Source organism: Dendrosporobacter quercicolus, assembly GCF_900104455.1.
Taxonomy (GTDB): Bacteria; Bacillota; Negativicutes; order DSM-1736; family Dendrosporobacteraceae; genus Dendrosporobacter; species Dendrosporobacter quercicolus.
This window is the reverse complement of record NZ_FNHB01000015.1, coordinates 26,065-41,438: the sequence shown is the minus strand read 5'-3', so window position 1 is coordinate 41,438 and position 15,374 is coordinate 26,065. Positions and strand designations below refer to the sequence as shown.

General features: G+C 49.2%; 20 protein-coding genes. All 20 read left to right on the top strand.

Going from position 1 to position 15,374, the window contains the following annotated elements; all coding sequences use genetic code 11:
• The first annotated feature begins 7 nt into the window (after positions 1–7).
• The 20 genes from BLR06_RS17915 (at position 8) to BLR06_RS20295 (ending at position 15,373) form a co-directional block, all read left to right on the top strand.
• Complete coding sequence (locus BLR06_RS17915; RefSeq protein WP_092074962.1) at positions 8–529, top strand: DUF1492 domain-containing protein; 522 nt, start codon at positions 8–10, stop codon at positions 527–529.
• 358 nt (positions 530–887) lie between these two features.
• Positions 888–1,061, top strand: coding sequence for a hypothetical protein (locus BLR06_RS19645; RefSeq protein WP_173813006.1), 174 nt, complete (start codon positions 888–890; stop codon positions 1,059–1,061).
• Positions 1,062–1,089: 28 nt separating this feature from the next.
• Positions 1,090–2,457 (top strand): site-specific DNA-methyltransferase, encoded by a 1,368-nt coding sequence (locus BLR06_RS17910; protein WP_092074961.1) that lies wholly within the window; start codon positions 1,090–1,092, stop codon positions 2,455–2,457.
• A gap of 24 nt (positions 2,458–2,481) precedes the next feature.
• The gene (locus tag BLR06_RS17905) at positions 2,482–3,021 is read left to right on the top strand and encodes a ParB/Srx family N-terminal domain-containing protein (RefSeq protein ID WP_092074960.1); all 540 of its coding nucleotides are present in this window, start codon (positions 2,482–2,484) and stop codon (positions 3,019–3,021) included.
• Entirely contained in the window at positions 3,005–3,979 is a 975-nt protein-coding gene (locus BLR06_RS17900; protein ID WP_092074959.1) for a DNA cytosine methyltransferase, read from the top strand. The genes BLR06_RS17905 and BLR06_RS17900 overlap by 17 nt, the downstream gene beginning before the upstream one ends.
• Positions 3,980–4,117: 138 nt before the next feature.
• Positions 4,118–4,351: a hypothetical protein gene (locus tag BLR06_RS17895; RefSeq protein ID WP_092074958.1), complete on the top strand. Its 234-nt coding sequence runs from the start codon at positions 4,118–4,120 to the stop codon at positions 4,349–4,351.
• A gap of 35 nt (positions 4,352–4,386) precedes the next feature.
• Positions 4,387–5,211 (top strand): phage terminase small subunit-related protein, encoded by an 825-nt coding sequence (locus BLR06_RS17890; RefSeq protein WP_092074957.1) that lies wholly within the window; start codon positions 4,387–4,389, stop codon positions 5,209–5,211.
• Positions 5,193–6,599 (top strand): terminase, encoded by a 1,407-nt coding sequence (locus BLR06_RS17885; RefSeq protein ID WP_245698224.1) that lies wholly within the window; start codon positions 5,193–5,195, stop codon positions 6,597–6,599. Before BLR06_RS17890 ends, BLR06_RS17885 begins: the two co-directional genes overlap by 19 nt.
• Before the next feature lie 13 nt (positions 6,600–6,612).
• The gene (locus tag BLR06_RS17880; RefSeq protein WP_092074955.1) at positions 6,613–7,983 is read left to right on the top strand and encodes a hypothetical protein; all 1,371 of its coding nucleotides are present in this window, start codon (positions 6,613–6,615) and stop codon (positions 7,981–7,983) included.
• The gene (locus tag BLR06_RS17875) at positions 7,980–9,551 is read left to right on the top strand and encodes a hypothetical protein (protein ID WP_092074954.1); all 1,572 of its coding nucleotides are present in this window, start codon (positions 7,980–7,982) and stop codon (positions 9,549–9,551) included. Before BLR06_RS17880 ends, BLR06_RS17875 begins: the two co-directional genes overlap by 4 nt.
• Positions 9,541–9,906, top strand: a complete 366-nt coding sequence (locus BLR06_RS17870; RefSeq protein WP_092074953.1) for a hypothetical protein — start codon at positions 9,541–9,543, stop codon at positions 9,904–9,906. The genes BLR06_RS17875 and BLR06_RS17870 overlap by 11 nt, the downstream gene beginning before the upstream one ends.
• A 135-nt stretch (positions 9,907–10,041) precedes the next feature.
• On the top strand, positions 10,042–10,809 hold the full coding sequence (locus tag BLR06_RS17865) for a DHHA1 domain-containing protein (protein WP_092074952.1): 768 nt from the start codon (positions 10,042–10,044) through the stop codon (positions 10,807–10,809).
• 6 nt (positions 10,810–10,815) lie between these two features.
• Positions 10,816–11,187, top strand: a complete 372-nt coding sequence (locus tag BLR06_RS17860; RefSeq protein ID WP_092074951.1) for a hypothetical protein — start codon at positions 10,816–10,818, stop codon at positions 11,185–11,187.
• Positions 11,188–11,211: 24 nt separating this feature from the next.
• Positions 11,212–12,258, top strand: a complete 1,047-nt coding sequence (locus BLR06_RS17855; protein ID WP_092074950.1) for a major capsid protein — start codon at positions 11,212–11,214, stop codon at positions 12,256–12,258.
• A 1-nt stretch (position 12,259) separates the two neighbouring features.
• Positions 12,260–12,745 carry a hypothetical protein gene (locus tag BLR06_RS17850; protein WP_217636937.1) on the top strand — a complete coding sequence of 162 codons (486 nt, stop codon included), beginning with the start codon at positions 12,260–12,262 and terminating at the stop codon, positions 12,743–12,745.
• Complete coding sequence (locus tag BLR06_RS17845) at positions 12,745–13,122, top strand: hypothetical protein (protein WP_092074949.1); 378 nt, start codon at positions 12,745–12,747, stop codon at positions 13,120–13,122. Before BLR06_RS17850 ends, BLR06_RS17845 begins: the two co-directional genes overlap by 1 nt.
• 1 nt (position 13,123) lies before the next feature.
• Positions 13,124–13,552, top strand: a complete 429-nt coding sequence (locus BLR06_RS17840) for a hypothetical protein (RefSeq protein ID WP_092074948.1) — start codon at positions 13,124–13,126, stop codon at positions 13,550–13,552.
• The gene (locus BLR06_RS17835; protein ID WP_092074947.1) at positions 13,545–14,672 is read left to right on the top strand and encodes a phage tail tube protein; all 1,128 of its coding nucleotides are present in this window, start codon (positions 13,545–13,547) and stop codon (positions 14,670–14,672) included. Before BLR06_RS17840 ends, BLR06_RS17835 begins: the two co-directional genes overlap by 8 nt.
• A 51-nt stretch (positions 14,673–14,723) precedes the next feature.
• Entirely contained in the window at positions 14,724–15,200 is a 477-nt protein-coding gene (locus BLR06_RS17830) for a hypothetical protein (RefSeq protein ID WP_092074946.1), read from the top strand.
• 50 nt (positions 15,201–15,250) lie between these two features.
• Positions 15,251–15,373 (top strand): hypothetical protein, encoded by a 123-nt coding sequence (locus BLR06_RS20295; protein ID WP_255319593.1) that lies wholly within the window; start codon positions 15,251–15,253, stop codon positions 15,371–15,373.
• Position 15,374: the final 1 nt, after the last annotated feature.

Below are 15,374 nucleotides of genomic sequence, written 5' to 3'. Positions count from 1 at the left end.
TGATGGCATGAACAAAGAACGAATTAGCTCAAAACACGAACAAATTATCAAGCTAGCCGTCAAGGCCGTTCGCGAGTATGACGAGGAGCAAAGAAAGTCTAAGCATGATAAGAGATTGCGTAATACTAAGTTGTTGCTGGATAACTTTCAGGCTCTTCAAGAACATTGTAAAAACGCCATTTACGATATAAAAATGGCTAAAGAAAATGCTATTGATATTCTAGATGAGTTACTTGATAAAGAGGATGACGTATACATAGAATCTATAAAGCGTAGTGTCACCCGAACCAGTATTATTGTGTCCCACGTTAATGCCATGCTGGATATATACGAAATATACTGCCAAAAAGCAAGGAAAGCCGATGAAAGAAGGGGGCATAGGGTGCTAAAAGCAACTTATTTTGAAGATATCAGCATAGAAGAAATCATGAAAAAAGAAAATATTTCTCAAAAAACCTATTACCGCGATGTCAATAGGGCAAGCGATCGCCTTAGCGCCTTAATATTCGGGATAGATGGGATTTTTTAAAAGTTAATAAATCACTGTTTTATGACAAAAACGCGACATTGACATGACAATCTGCCCGTGTTAATATGTTAGTGTGTTATACTTGTAATTACTTAGCCGCCAGCTTTTGGCGGCTTTCATATTTTTACGGCATCGTTAGGCATTTGTTGCTTTAGCGATGCCGTTTTTTAATGCAGGAGGCTATATGCTAATCAAATGCCAAACAGCCTGTGCCTGCCAGCAAGACGGCTATTGTATCCGTAAATGGCAAGGGTTGCGCTGTCGAGATAGAAAAATAAAAGAAATCAAAAGAAAACCTTGACTTTTAAGGCGAACCAAGTGATTAATACAACAACGCTAACAGAAAGAAGGGGTTTTTATGAAAGGTAAATTATTTGAAGCAGTAAAATGGGGTGCTGGCACTTGGCCGGCCGGCACAGTGGTAACAATTGTAGATATATCCGAGAGCCAAAGCGACAAGGTGGAAGTCCAGCGTTTCCAGGGCGGCCCAACTGCTTGGATATCCTTGGACGACATGGAGCCTATTGAATAGGCTCTTTTTTATTAAGGCAGGTGATGATATGAATTATGCTGACGGGATTCCGGTACATTGCGCGTTTACCGAACTGGCCGACGTCATGATACTGGTCCCGAATCCTCGAAATCCGAATCAGCATCCTCAGAAACAAATCGAGATGCTGGCCAAAATCATCAAAAACCAGGGCTGGCGCGCGCCGATCACCGTGAGCTCCCGCTCCGGTTTCGTCGTACGCGGCCACGGGCGGCTGCTGGCGGCGCAACTTTTAGGAGTGGGGCAAGTACCTGTAGATCGGCAGAATTATGCTACAGAGGCCGAAGAATGGGCCGATCTCGTCGCTGATAACCGAATAGCCGAGCTGTCTCAGATCGACGATGCCCTGCTCGCTGAACTGGTTACCGATATCAGCGCCGGTGATTTCGACATTGGTTTGACTGGCTATAACGACAAGCAGCTCGACAACCTGCTGGCCGACTTCCGCGCCCCGGTGAAAGAAGATGATTTCGACACGGCTGCAGCCGCTGCCGCGATCAAAGAGCCGGTGACCAAGTCCGGCGACATCTGGCAGCTCGGTCGGCACCGCCTGATGTGCGGCGATGCCACGGTAATGGCAGATGTGGAAAAGCTTATGGACGGCCGGAAAGCGGCTATGGTATTCACGGATCCGCCGTACAATGTCGCCTATGAAGGCGCCACGGCTGAAAAGTTAACAATCAGGAATGACGATATGCCTACAGAACAATTTAACGAATTTCTAAAAGTAGCATTTACCTCCATGTTGGAGGCTGTAGATGCCGGCGGCGCCATTTATGTCTGCCACGCCGACTCCGAAGGCAGTAACTTCCGTGGCGCGCTGCAGGATGCCGGGTGGCTGCTCAAGCAGTGCCTGATCTGGGTAAAGAACCAATTCGTACTTGGCCGGCAAGACTACCAATGGCGGCATGAACCAATCCTGTACGGCTGGAAACCAGGCGGCGCTCATTGCTGGTACGGTGGACGCAAACAGGGTACCGTTATCGACGAAGCAGCGCCCATTACCGTCCGCCAAGAGGGCAATGGGGCGTTGCTTACGTTTACAGCCGGTGTTCAGACTGTGACCATCAGGGTTCCGTCCTATGAGGTGTTGCAAGCCGGTGATGATAGCATGACTAGTGTCTGGCGTTTCGAAAAGCCGCTCAGAAACGGTGAGCATCCGACTATGAAGCCGATCGGGCTTTGCGCCCGAGCGATACAAAATTCAAGCCGGCTAGGTGAAATAACGGCTGACTTTTTTGGAGGTGCAGGCAGTACTCTGATGGCGGCCGAGCAGACTGACCGCGTTTGCTACATGATGGAGATTGATCCGGTGTACTGTGATGTTATCATTCGGCGATGGGAAGAATTCTCGCAGCAAAAAGCCATTTGTCTATAATAAAAAACTTTATGAGGTGAAACTTTGAATACAATTACTGCCGGCGGGATCGCCGTTCATTGCTCCCATGATGAGATCGTCGATATTTCCACTCTTATTCCCCATCCTCGCAATCCCCACCAGCATCCGGACAAGCAGATCCAATTGCTGGCTAGGATTATTCAGTACCAGGGATGGCGAACGCCGATTACTGTCAGTATACAATCCGGCTATATTGTACGTGGTCATGGCCGCTTGCTGGCAGCATTGTATTTGGATGTTGGTCAAGTGCCTATAGATTGCCAAAATTATTCATCAGAAGAGGATGAATACGCTGATCTTATCGCCGATAATCGAATTGCGGAACTGGCGGTAATGGATCCAACCCTGTTAGCCGAAATCCTGGAGGATCTGCAGGCCAGCGAACTGGATCTCGACTTAACCGGTTACAACGCGGAGGAATTTGCCGACATTGTTAAACAGTTTAGTATTCCCGATCAAGAATTCCCTGAGTATGACGAAAGCGTGGCGGACACGGTTAAAAAAGTAACATGTCCACAATGCGGGCATGAATTCCCGGTTTAAAGTCGTATCGACATTTGCCGGCTGCGGTGGCAGCTCACTCGGCTATAAGCTGGCTAGGGGAGAAGTTTTGCTGGCAGTCGAATGGGATAATAATGCGGTAGCTACGTATCGTCTGAACCATCCGGGGACGCCTGTGTACCATGGCGATATCGCTCAACTGAGTGTTGGCGAAGTGCTGCGAATTACGGGCCTAAAACCGGGAGAATTGGATTTGCTTGACGGCAGTCCACCTTGCCAGGGATTCAGCATGTCGGGTAAGCGAGATGCTGACGATGACCGCAACCAGCTGTTCCGTGAATATGTAAGGCTACTGCAAGGACTGCGTCCGAAAGTCTTTGTTATGGAAAATGTATCTTCTGGTATGGTCAAAGGGAAAATGAAGGTTATATTTGCTGAGATTTTACGTGCGCTAAAAGCAAGCGGGTATCGCGTTAAAGCTAGGTTAATGAATGCCAAGTATTTCAATGTACCGCAAAGCAGGGAGAGGATGATTTTTATCGGCATTCGGGAAGATTTGGGCATAGAGCCCAGCCATCCAAGACCGCAGGCGCGGCCGATCACCGTGAGGCAAGCTTTGCGAGGGTGCGTTCCAGAAGAAATTCCTATGCTGAATGAAAAGTATGCAGCTATCTGGCGCAGAGTACCGATTGGCAGCGACATGGGCGATGCCCTCAACCTGAACGGGCATTATAGTGATGTGGTAAAACTGCATCCGGACAGGCCGTCAAGGACTCTGGTAAAAACGCAGACCGGCAGAGGCTTTGCTACACTTTGCCATTGGGAAGAGCCGCGGGCGATTAGCATCGCCGAGGCCAAGCGCTTGGGAAGTTTTCCGGACGACTTTCAATTTATCGGCTCATACAGCGAGCAGTGGGCAAGGATCGGTAATTCAGTACCGCCGTTATTCATGAAGGCAATTGCCGAACATATTCGCGACAATATTTTGTTGTCTGCATAAAAAAGAGAAAGGGAGGACGCGCTAACGTCCTCCCGATACCGGATACCCCGGCGAGAGATAGTAGGTTGCACTGTGGCCACAGATTGCGGAGGGCTACTATCTCATCACCATTTTACAAGATGGCGGGGGTATCAAACAATGTCCAAAACAAACAAATGTTCGGAAATAGATAATAATAGCTTACTCTTACAGCACCAAGCGGCTGTTATCGAAGGAATTGCCGATTCCAAGGGGAAATACCGCAAGATTGTCCAAGCTGGAATTGGCAAATGGGTTAGCGACTTTCAGCGGGGGCAAATAGAAATCAAAACGGTAGACGATCTAAAAAAGCTCATTGAACTGGATATAGAACTCCAGCGCGATGAGCTTTAGCTTTTGGTTTACCGTGTGGGGGTGGTGAGCGTGTAGTGGCAAGGCCCAGAAATCCGGATAGGGAAAAGGCTTTTCAGCTTTGGAGTGAGAGTGCCGGTAAAGCAAAACTAAAAGATATTGCCGAGCAGCTCGGAGTCCCTGATTCCCGCATTCGTAAGTGGAAAGCCGAAGATAAATGGGATGAAAAAATAAAGGAGCGCTCCGATACCGATAAAGGAGCGCTCCTAAATACAAAAGAGAACGCTCCCAAAAAGAAAGGCCCGCCGTTTGGCAGCCAAAATGCCAAAGGCCATGGCGCGCCTAAAGGCAATAAAAATGCGCTTGGCAATAAAGGCGGCAAAGGCCCGCCGCCGGGCAGTAAAAATGCTTTGAAGACCGGCGAACATGAAACGATTTGGTATGACACCTTAACCGATGAGGAAAAAGCGCTTTACGGCAAAATCAATACCAACACCCTGGCGCAGGTCGAGCAGAGCATTATCTTTCTCAGTTTTCGCGAGCGTCGCATGATGGAGCGCATCAAGAAGCTGATGGACGGCCTAACCGAAAAAGAGCGCCGTATCCTTTCCGAGCTCCGGGAGGAAAAACAGGAAGTTGAGCTATACGATGAAAAAACTGCGTCAACCAAAACCGTGCTGGTACCGGTACCGAAAATGGTTGTCACCAATATTGCCGAGACACAGTCCAGGGCAATTGATGACATCCTGCGTATTGAGGACGGCTTAACCCGGGTACAGCAGCAAAAAGCGCGCTATATTGCCCTCAAACACACCATTGAGAATGACGCCAGGGGTGAAGGCGGCGATATTGCCAACGAGCACGCGCAGCGCTTGCAGGAAGCGTGGGCAAAACGATGTTAACGGTTGAGGAATTGTTATTGCAGCCGCATGTTTTGGCCTATTATGCCGACAATCCCATTGACTATGTCAAAGAAGTCATTGGTGCTACGCCGGACGATGTTCAGGCGGAAATATTAGATAGCTGCGCCAATAATCAACTGACTTCCGTTCGTTCCGGTCATGGTACTGGAAAATCGGCGGTAGAAAGCTGGGTTGCAAAGTGGTTTATGTTTTCGCGGCCATTTCCCAAGGTACCCTGTACTGCGCCAACCCAGCATCAGCTGCACGATATTCTCTGGGCCGAACTCAACAAATGGAATCGTCAGTCGGCCGATTGCTTTTTGTTCGAATGGACCGACAAACGATTTTACCATAAGGCGCATCGCGAAGAATGGTTTGCGGTACCGCGAACGGCAACGCAGCCGGACGCGCTCCAAGGGTTTCACGCTGATCATGTTTTTTATATCATTGACGAAGCATCCGGCGTGGCGGACAAAATTTTTGAGCCGGTCTTAGGGGCGCTTTCTACGGAAGGCGCTGGCCTGCTAGCTTGCGGTAATCCGACGCAGCTTGCCGGCTGGTTTTTTGACAGCCACAATTCCAAGCGGGAAATGTACAGCACCTTTCAAATAGATGGCCGCAACTCTCCGCGGGTATCACTGAAATATGTCCAGATGATCATTGACATGTTTGGCGAGGACAGCGATGTGTTCCGGGTGCGGGTTGCCGGGCAGTTTCCGAAAGCCATGCCGGACAGCTTCATTCCGCTTGACTGGGTGGAAAGAAACAGCGTCAAGGTACCGCTGATTATTGTTCCGCGCAGCATCGATATAGGGGCAGACGTTGCCAGGTACGGTGATGACCAGTCAGTTCTATGCCCGGTATTTGACCGCCGGCACCAGATGGAACCGGAAATTTATAACCACAACAACACCATGGAGCTGGCCGGCCGCACTATACAGATGCTGGACCGGTACACGGGCAAGTATGGCCGTATCCCCATGTCGGTGCGGGTAGACTGCGATGGCCTAGGGGTTGGTGTATATGACCGTGTGGCTGAGGTCGTAAAAAGCCAGCGGATGTCGCATGTAAAAGTTTACGAAGGACATTTCGGTGGCTCTGGCGGTAAAGTCTCCGCAGGTGATCCGGTTAAATATGCCAATAGTACCGGTCTGATGTGGGGTTTGATCCGCGAAATGCTGCGGCAAGATGAATTGACGCTTTGGTATAACAACGCGCAGATTAGTCAGTTAACCAACCGGAAATATCGCGTAAATTCCAAAGGTGAAATAGAACTGGAACGTAAAGAAGACATGAAAACACGCAGTTTGAAGTCGCCTGACCTTGGCGATGCTTTGGCTTTGGCCCTCTGGCAGCCGCGAAAAGTCGGATTTTCCATGCAAGTATAAGGGAGGTGAAATTTTGACAGAAGCAAGCAAAGTATTAGATATTGATAGGCTGTTGGGATTGGACGATTATCAGTTTTTAACTGGTGCATACTACGGTTCCGGCGGCTTTAAAGATGGCAGCTATCTGGTCAGGCATCCGCGCGAAACGCCTGAGAAATATCTTAAGCGTCGGGAGCTGGCTTATTATCTAAATTATGTGGCGCCAACAGTGAACAGCCATGTCAATCCTGTTTTTAATAAAGAGCCTGAACGGGAATGGCGGGAGAATCCATTGTTTTCGGCTTTTGCCGAGGATACCGACACTTTGGGAACATCACTGGCCCGTTTTATGAAGCGGGCGGGATTCATCGCCAAACTGCAAGCCGTAGCCTTTATCGTTATCGACAACGCCGCGGAACAGCCTGGGAACATGGCGGAAGTCCTAAGGCAGAGAGCGCTTCCCTATGCCTATATTGTGCAGCGTAAGCAGGTAAAAAGCTATAAAACGAACAAGCCCGGCAAGCTGATTGAGATGACCTATACAATCGCGTCAGAGGTAAATGAGTCTGGCGAGGCACAACTGGAAACCTGGACATGGACAACCACGAAATGGAAATGTCAAGACGCCAACGGCGAAAAGAGGGAAGGCAATCATCCATTGGGGCGGCTGCCGATCGTTCCTCTGTACGCCAAGCCCTACGAACCCGGAAATGTGCTGCCGCAGTCGGAATTTTATTCGATCGCCAAGGCCAACAAACGGCTATACAATCTTTGTTCCGAGATTGATGAACTGATCCGCAGCCAGGCGTTTAATGTCTTTACTTATCCAATTGGGGAGAACCAAAGTGAGAATGATATAAGAGAAATTGTGACAGGGACCGAAAATGCCGTAGTCTATGACGGTACACTCCACAACTCTCCCCAATTTACTGCCCCGGATTCGTCCTCGTTGGTGGAGCTCCGCCAAGAGCGAAAAGACTTGATTGTCGAGATTTACCGTATGGCGGAGCTTTCCCATGTGACCGGCGTTGAAACCAAAACCAGTGGAGTTGCCAAGGAGTGGGACTTTCAGAACACTAACCAGGTGCTCCGCGACTTCGCCCTGAACTGCGAAGATGCGGAGCGGGAAACTGCCCGGGTGTTTGAGCTATGGACAAACACCCGGGTTGATTTATACAGCAATTATTCCGATGATTTTGGCATTGTTGATGTTGCGGCAGCCCTCGACAATGCTGGCAAAGGGTTGGATCTTAATATCGGCGGACAGTTTGATGTTGAGGTGAAAAAGAAAGCGGCTTCCGTTTATCTTAACGACCTGCCGGAGGAGCGGTTTGATGCTGTCATGGAAGACATTGATCGGCGCGCCGAGGAAACGCAGCAGGCTGAGGACTTAAACTCTGCATGAAGCGGGATGAATTATTGGCGCTGCTGCGGCAGTACATGGGAACGGCCGGCGACTTAGGTGACAAGCTGGTCAACCAGATTATTAGCCAGATCAACGCCGGCAAACCGCTTTCCGCTGCCATCGATGCCGCGATGGCAGCGACTGGATTCAACGCTGCCTACATAAATAACCTGATCGAGTCGATTTGTTCTGCTGCTTTACTCAGCTATGGCATAAAGACGCCAAGCATGGAAATGAAAACAGCGGTCCGTCAATATATCTTGGCTGACGCCTGGGCGCCGGACAAAATGAAGCTGTCCAAACGGCTGCACGGGACTTCAAAGCAAATGCGGACTGCAATTGTCGATACCATTGCCGCGGCCATGCGCAAGGGCAAAGCCGTTAAGCAGCTATCCATGGACCTGTATGACGGTTACAACAGCGGCAAAAAAGTACTGCGCGGCGCGGAACTGCCACAGTACTTAAACCGGATGGTTGTGGCTGCCCGCTCAGCCGCCGGCGGTGACCGCAACATCCTTGGCGAGTTTAACCGGGCTGTGAAGGCCGCTCAAAAGCAACTGGCGAAAACGAACCAACCGGACAAGGCGCTGCGGGTGGCTTATCAGAATCTGATTGACGCTGCGCAAAAGTTGAATCAGAAAGCGTTGGAGAAAGCTGCGTGGGTAGCGGTGCAGGAAAAGGCCCGTTACTACGCCGACCGGATCGCTACTACTGAAATGTCCCGGGCATGGTCGGACAGCTTTTATGCGCAAAATTATGACGATCCGGACGTGGTCGGCTATGGCTGGCGACTTTCTAGCAATCATCCTGTCTTTGACATATGCGATTTCCATGCTGGCGTGGATCTTTACGGTATGGGCGCCGGCAATTATCCCAAGGACAAAGTGCCGCCGCATCCGGCCCATCCGTTCTGCCGCTGTAATCTTGTGGTATTATACCGGGGCGAGGTAACTGTAGGCAAGTTTAATCCTGATGCCGCGGCCGCCTGGCTTAAGGCGCAAAGCATGTCCGACAGGCAGAAGCTGCTGGGCGTAGCAGGCAGTCGACAATTTGAACAGGACGGCAAATGGCAGAAACACTTGCGGAACTGGCAGGGGCATGTGGATCCGAAGCCGCGGTTAAAGGTTCAAGAGCTTAAATCCTATTTGCAACAAAGTAAAGACAATGGTATAATAAGGGAAAATATGATCAATGCAGCGGAGCAAATACGGAAGCAAGTTCTGGAAGATGGACCTGAATGGAAGCCAGGGAAGCTTGAGAAGCACGTTGAAAAGCGTAAGAACCGAGGGCATATACCTCAAGGTTGGACAGATGTAGATTATAACAGCAAAATATTAGAAATATTGAACAGTAAAGATGTTGACACGTATTTATACCACAAGAATGGGTTTGTACAAAACTTTTTTGTATATGCGCATAGGAAATCCAAATGGATGGTAATGATCGGCGAAAATGGAATAATGGAAACGGCCTATATCATTGACCAACAGCCCTATGACGAACATTTAAGCATTAAAGAAGGGTATACCAAAATGGGAACAATAGGAGGGAAGGGCAATGCTGACTAACGCAGAACTAATTAAACGATATGGATTTGATGTTGAGAACATAGCGCTTTCCGGCATTGAACTTATGGACACTATTGCCATGAGGGACACCTTGGAGCAAAATTATTCGTCATTATCAAAAGAGGAAAAAAAGCTGTTAGATTTAGCAGATAAGACTTTGCTAAATAATGCCCAGAGCTTTTACCAAGAAATGAATGAGTTTATGGATTTTAGCCAGGCGGATTTTTCGCAACCATTTAGTCATTGGTGGGCGCATATCGACAAGGTTGTATCCGGCGAACTGATTGTAGACCTGGACAATCACCGGGTATTCTTAAAGACTGACAATGAGCAGGCCGCCACATTAACAGCTTAATTACTAAACTATTACTAACCGCCAACCTGGCGGTTTTTTTGTTGGCTTAAAGGATGTGAGAAAAAATGAATATCTACTTGTGATAACGCCGTAAGGCGTTTTTATTTTGCCTAAAAACCAAAGGAGGTCACCAAATTGACATTAGAACAATTACTTGAAGCCCTTGCTAAACTGCCTGAAGGGTCAAAATTCGCCGAGGCCCTTAAAGCCCTTATTGCCGCCAAAGAGGCAGAGCTCGGCCAGCAAAAGGCGCAGTTTAAAACATTAACAAAAACCCTCAAGGATACGGAGGACAAGCTGAAAGCCACAACCAGCCGCCTGGAACAGTTTCACGACCATACCGGTATTGCCGATGATGTGGAGGATTTAGATACAGCTTTGGCTGATCTAAAAGCCCAGGCCGAGAAAAACGGCGGCAAGAATGCGCCAGAAATTGCCCAGTTGCAGCGCGACAATGCCAAGCTGCAGCGAGAACTGAAAAAAAATACGGAATCGTTGGCCGCCTTTGAAAAGCTGGCAAACGAAGAACGCGCCAAGCGCCAAACGAGCGAGCGCAACCGGGCATTGCTGTCAGCGCTGACTGAACACAAGGCCATCAAGCCGGATCAGCTTTTAAAGATTCTGGCAGATAAGGTCAAAATCAATGACGATGACAGCCTTGCTTTCTTGAAGGACGACGGAGAGGAAATTGAAGTTGCCACTGGCGTCAAGGCCTGGCTGGACGCTAATCCGGAATTTGTATTTAACCCGCAGAGCCCGGGCGCTGGCGGCGGTGGCGGTGGTACCGGCGGTAAAGCAGGGGAAGCCGGCGCATTCGGCAAGGCTTTGGCGCAGCAGGTAACTACTCAACAGACTCCGTCCTTGCAAAAAGGGGCAGAATTCTATTTTGGAAAAGGAGAGTAATGAACAATGAAATTTGTGCAAACCAGTTATTTGGGGACTAAAAACATCCTCCGTTTCGCGGATCATTTTGTTAATATGCCGGTTATGGTGGCTGACACCGGGGTAACGGTCAACGATGATGGCAAAAAGCTGGTCCCGGCCGGCACAATCATCGGCGGTTCTGGGGGCAAAGTACTAGAAGATCCGGAAAATATTCTTGTAGTTGCCAGTAATGACGAAAATGCCGAGGGTGTCCTGTTTAACGATGTTGATGTGACCTATGGTCCCGCTCCTGGCGCTATGCTTATTCACGGGTTTCCGGCCACTGATAAGCTGCCGGTGGTACCGGCTGCCACAGCTATTACTGCGCTTGCAGGCAGAATTGTCTTTTTAAAGTAAATCATATAAGGAGCTGATTTTCAAATGAATATTTTTGACTTGATTAATGCCCAAGAAATGGGTGTTTATTACACAGAAGCCGCTTCGAATCAAATTCCTTATTTGGGAGAAGTATTGTTCCCTCCGAAAAAGAAACTAGGTTTAAACCTGTCGTACATCAAGGGCAGTCAAGGATTGCCGGTTATGCTTGCTCCTGCGGCGTTTGATGCTAAGGCACCGGTCAGAGACCGCATCGGCGTGGACAAGTTGGAAACCGAAATGCCGTTTTTCCGCGAATCCATGCGAATTGGCGAATTTGATCGCCAGCAAATATTGATGGCGATGGAAGCAGCAAACAAGGATATTTTAAAGCCGATGATTCAGAAAATATTCGATGATGCCGGCAACCTGGTTAAAGGGGTAAATGTAGTTGCCGAGCGCATGCGGATGCAACTGTTGTCGACAGGGAAAATCAGGATTAAGGCGGATGGAGTAGACTATGATTATCCAGGTTTCCTCAAATCATCTCAAATGAGTTCTTTGGCAGGTACCGCGAAGTGGTCGGATACCGAGAACTCCAATCCGGTACAGGACATTCTGGATCTGATGGAGGGTGCCGAAGACGCCACCGGCAACCGGCCGACGCGGGCAATCTGCACTCGGAAAACCTGGGGCTATTTACTGCAGAATGAAAAAATCAAGAAAGACATGAATCCGATCGGCGGTCTGAATATCATCATGACGGACAATGTTCTTAAACAGTATTTCCTTGATAAGTTAGGGCTGACTGTTGTGGTCTACAACAAGAAGTTCTTGCTAAAACTTGGCGGCGCTTCACAACAGTTTTTCCCAGACAATGTGTTTACGCTTATCCCTGACGGCAATCTGGGTAATACCTATTTCGGCACCACGCCGGAGGAGGCCGATTTGCTGACCAATGCGAGTCAGGCCAAGGTGTCTATCGTTAATACCGGTACTGCATTAACTACCTACGCCGAGCCGCATCCAGTCAATGTACTGACCATAGTTTCAGCGATCTGCCTGCCTAGTTTTGAATCGGCGGACAGTGTACGCATCCTTACGGTGGCGTAACGTGAACGTCAAGTTCGAACTGGATTACCTGAAGCTTTTAGCGGCGGCCGAAAGGTCGCCGAAACTGGCTCATGAGGCAATGGTGCTTGCTTTAGGTAAATCAGCGAGGGAAGTGCAGACATTGGCCAGGGCCAAGCATCGGTTCCGCAGCCGCACCGGAATGCTGGAAAAGTCAGTGGACTACCAAGTGGATCGGGAGGCAATGAGCGCCGCGGTGTATCTCGATGAAGGCGCTGCGACCTATGCGCCCTGGGTGCATGACGGAACCGACCCGCACTGGATTCTGCCGCGGGCGAAAAAGGCGCTGCGCTGGACGAAGGGCGGCAAGTTTGTTTTTGCCAAAAAGGTTTGGCATCCGGGTACCAAGCCGGATAAGTTTCTTTATGAAGCCGGCGAGGCGGCGGTGCCTGCTATTAACCTGATCTTTGCCCGGGCGCTTGATAATTTGGCCACACAGATTGACCAGCAGATTGGAGGAGGAGCCTGATGGCCTATTTTGATACAACTGAGATTCGGGACAAACTGCTTGTAAAGTTAATCAAACCGGAAGATATACAGGAGAGTACCGACTATATTGACGATATTGCTTTGCGCCTTGGAGTAAATCCGGGGCGCATTCCTGTTCCGGCTCCATACCAAGTGAGAACGCTGGCTATGTGCTATGCGCTGATGACTGCAGCCCAAAATGAAACCAGAATGAACAGCGACGGCGGTGAGGATGGGGCGGACTCTTACGAGTTAAAGCGTCGTATTTATGCCAAGCGCGTTGCTGAGCTTGAAGACCAAATTACAGCCGAAACGCTGTTAGGCGGCGGTAGCGCAAGCAAGAAGTTTCCTGTCTCTATCCCGCTGAGGAGGTGCTGACATGCTTTGGTGGCCAATTGCAAAACATTTGGTTGACTTCCTGGCAGCCAAGCCTGAATTCGCCGAACCGTGGCAGGTCTATCCTGGCAGTAAGGGCAAAGCCAAAGAGTATCCTTGCGTTGAGGTTCAGTGGGATCAAGAGTCGGGGCTGTCAGTTCATAAATCCAATGAGGGCGGTATAACCCTTTGGGTAGATGTTTGGGTTCCGTCAGATGAGGTTGAGCCTGATGTGGTTTATCAGCAGCAGTACGAAGTCCAGCGTGTTATTCTGGATAGTTTGCGGGATTGGTCGGATTTGTTGCTAAAGGATTTAAAAGTTGCCGCCAAAGTTGATTGTCCTGGGATTGCCTCTGAAGGGACAATTACCCGGCCGACCTTTGGCTGTAGTATTATACTAACAATTGAATGGAGGAAAAGCCGATATGTTTAATTTTGACTTACAGCGCTTTGCAAGGGCGTCCGGCTCAAACGCTGAGGACCTGATGCTGGGCGCGGGTACCGTGTATTTTGAACGTTTTACCAAGCAGGGGGAGCCCACGGGAATACTGCACCACTGCGGTAACGTGGACTCTTTTAATTTAACTACCGAGGTAACCACGGTAAGCAAAAATTCCAGCATGACCAGTGCCAGGGAACTGATGGCCGAGGTTACTACACAGGTGGCGGCCAGAATCACCATGGCCTTTACCGAATATGATCCGACCAATCTGGCTTTAGGGCTGTATGGCGAAACCGGTGTTGAAACACAGGATGAAAAGGATGTAGTGGATGAGGAATACACTGTATCGCCGGACTCAGTTATTCGCCTGCCGTATTATAACATTGACAATGTGGCACTGATGGCCGAGAACGTAGTGGAGGCAGATATCGGTACGGCGGCAATGACAACCAACAGCGGCTCTGACGGAATACTGACTACCGGCGGGGAGTATACCGGAACCGAAACAATCGATTATTTTGTCAGGATAGCGACCGGAAATACCGATCCTGGCGATATCGCCGGCTGCAAATTCCAGTGGACGAAGGGATCAGTTACCGGAGTTTATAGTGCAGCGATCGATGCAGACGGCACCGATCAGGCGCTAGAGGATGGCATTACAGTAAAATTGGTTGTCGGTGTCGGGCAGAATTTTACTGCCAATGAAATCTATAAATTTACAGCGACCTCAGCTAGTGGTGAATATGTAAAAGGCAAAGACTACCACGTCTATGAAGTCGAAGCCAGGGCCGGTATCATTAATATCCCTCCAACATCAACAATACCGGCGGAAAGCAAGGTAAAAATAAGCTACCACGTTCCTGCCGCCAGATTTCCTAAAATCATGGGAGCCACCGCCGGCCGCATCGAAGGACGCCTGCTCTTTATTGGCGATCCGAATCGCGGGCCGTGCTATAACGGCGATTTTTGGAGGTGCAGCATGAAGCCGAATGGTGACTTGGCGGGACTGATCGGCACTGATTTTGGATCGTATGAAATCCAGGCTACCTGCATGTCCGACCGGCAGAACCACCCTGACGAGCCGTTTTATAAGCTCGTCAAAGTACAGTAGCAAAGAGCCGCATCGCGCGGCTCTTATTAATTTTATTTGGAGGTAAAATAAATGAGCAAAAGCGATCTTGAAGTTTTAATCCCAGAGAACGAGATAAAGCTTGCCAGCGGTGAAACGGTAGTCATTAGCCCGTTTTCTTTTGCCAAGCTGCCTAAAGTAGTTTCTTTGATAAACTCAATTGGCGTTGGGCTGTTCTTATTGTGGGAAGCGAAAGCCGGTTTAAAAGTAACTCATGAAAATGCGGAAGAAGGAACTGCAGATATTGAATTTGATGATCTTGTTATTAATAAGGTCAATGAGTTTATGGAGTCCCACTTTGATGCTGTTGTAGAAATCATGGCTATCTATTGCCGGCGGTCCAGCGACTTCTTCCTGGATGAAGAGCGAGGGCCGAATGTAGAAGAAGCAATTCAAATACTTTTTACAATCATTGCGCGTCATCTTGGTTTTTTTACGAAGACGCTCCAGCCGATCGTGGCAAGCATAAAAAGCAAGGCGAAACCTGGGGCGACATCGTCAGAGTCTTAAAGCGCGAAGGTCATCTGTTTAGCGAGATCAAGGAGTACACGCTGGATCAGATGATCTTTTTCTATGCTGATGCCATCATGGCCCGCATTGACTATATGTACGATGTTCGCGCGGCTGTCTGGGCTGACGGCAAAGACCTGGACAAATATATTACTGCAATAGCGGAGGGGTAGC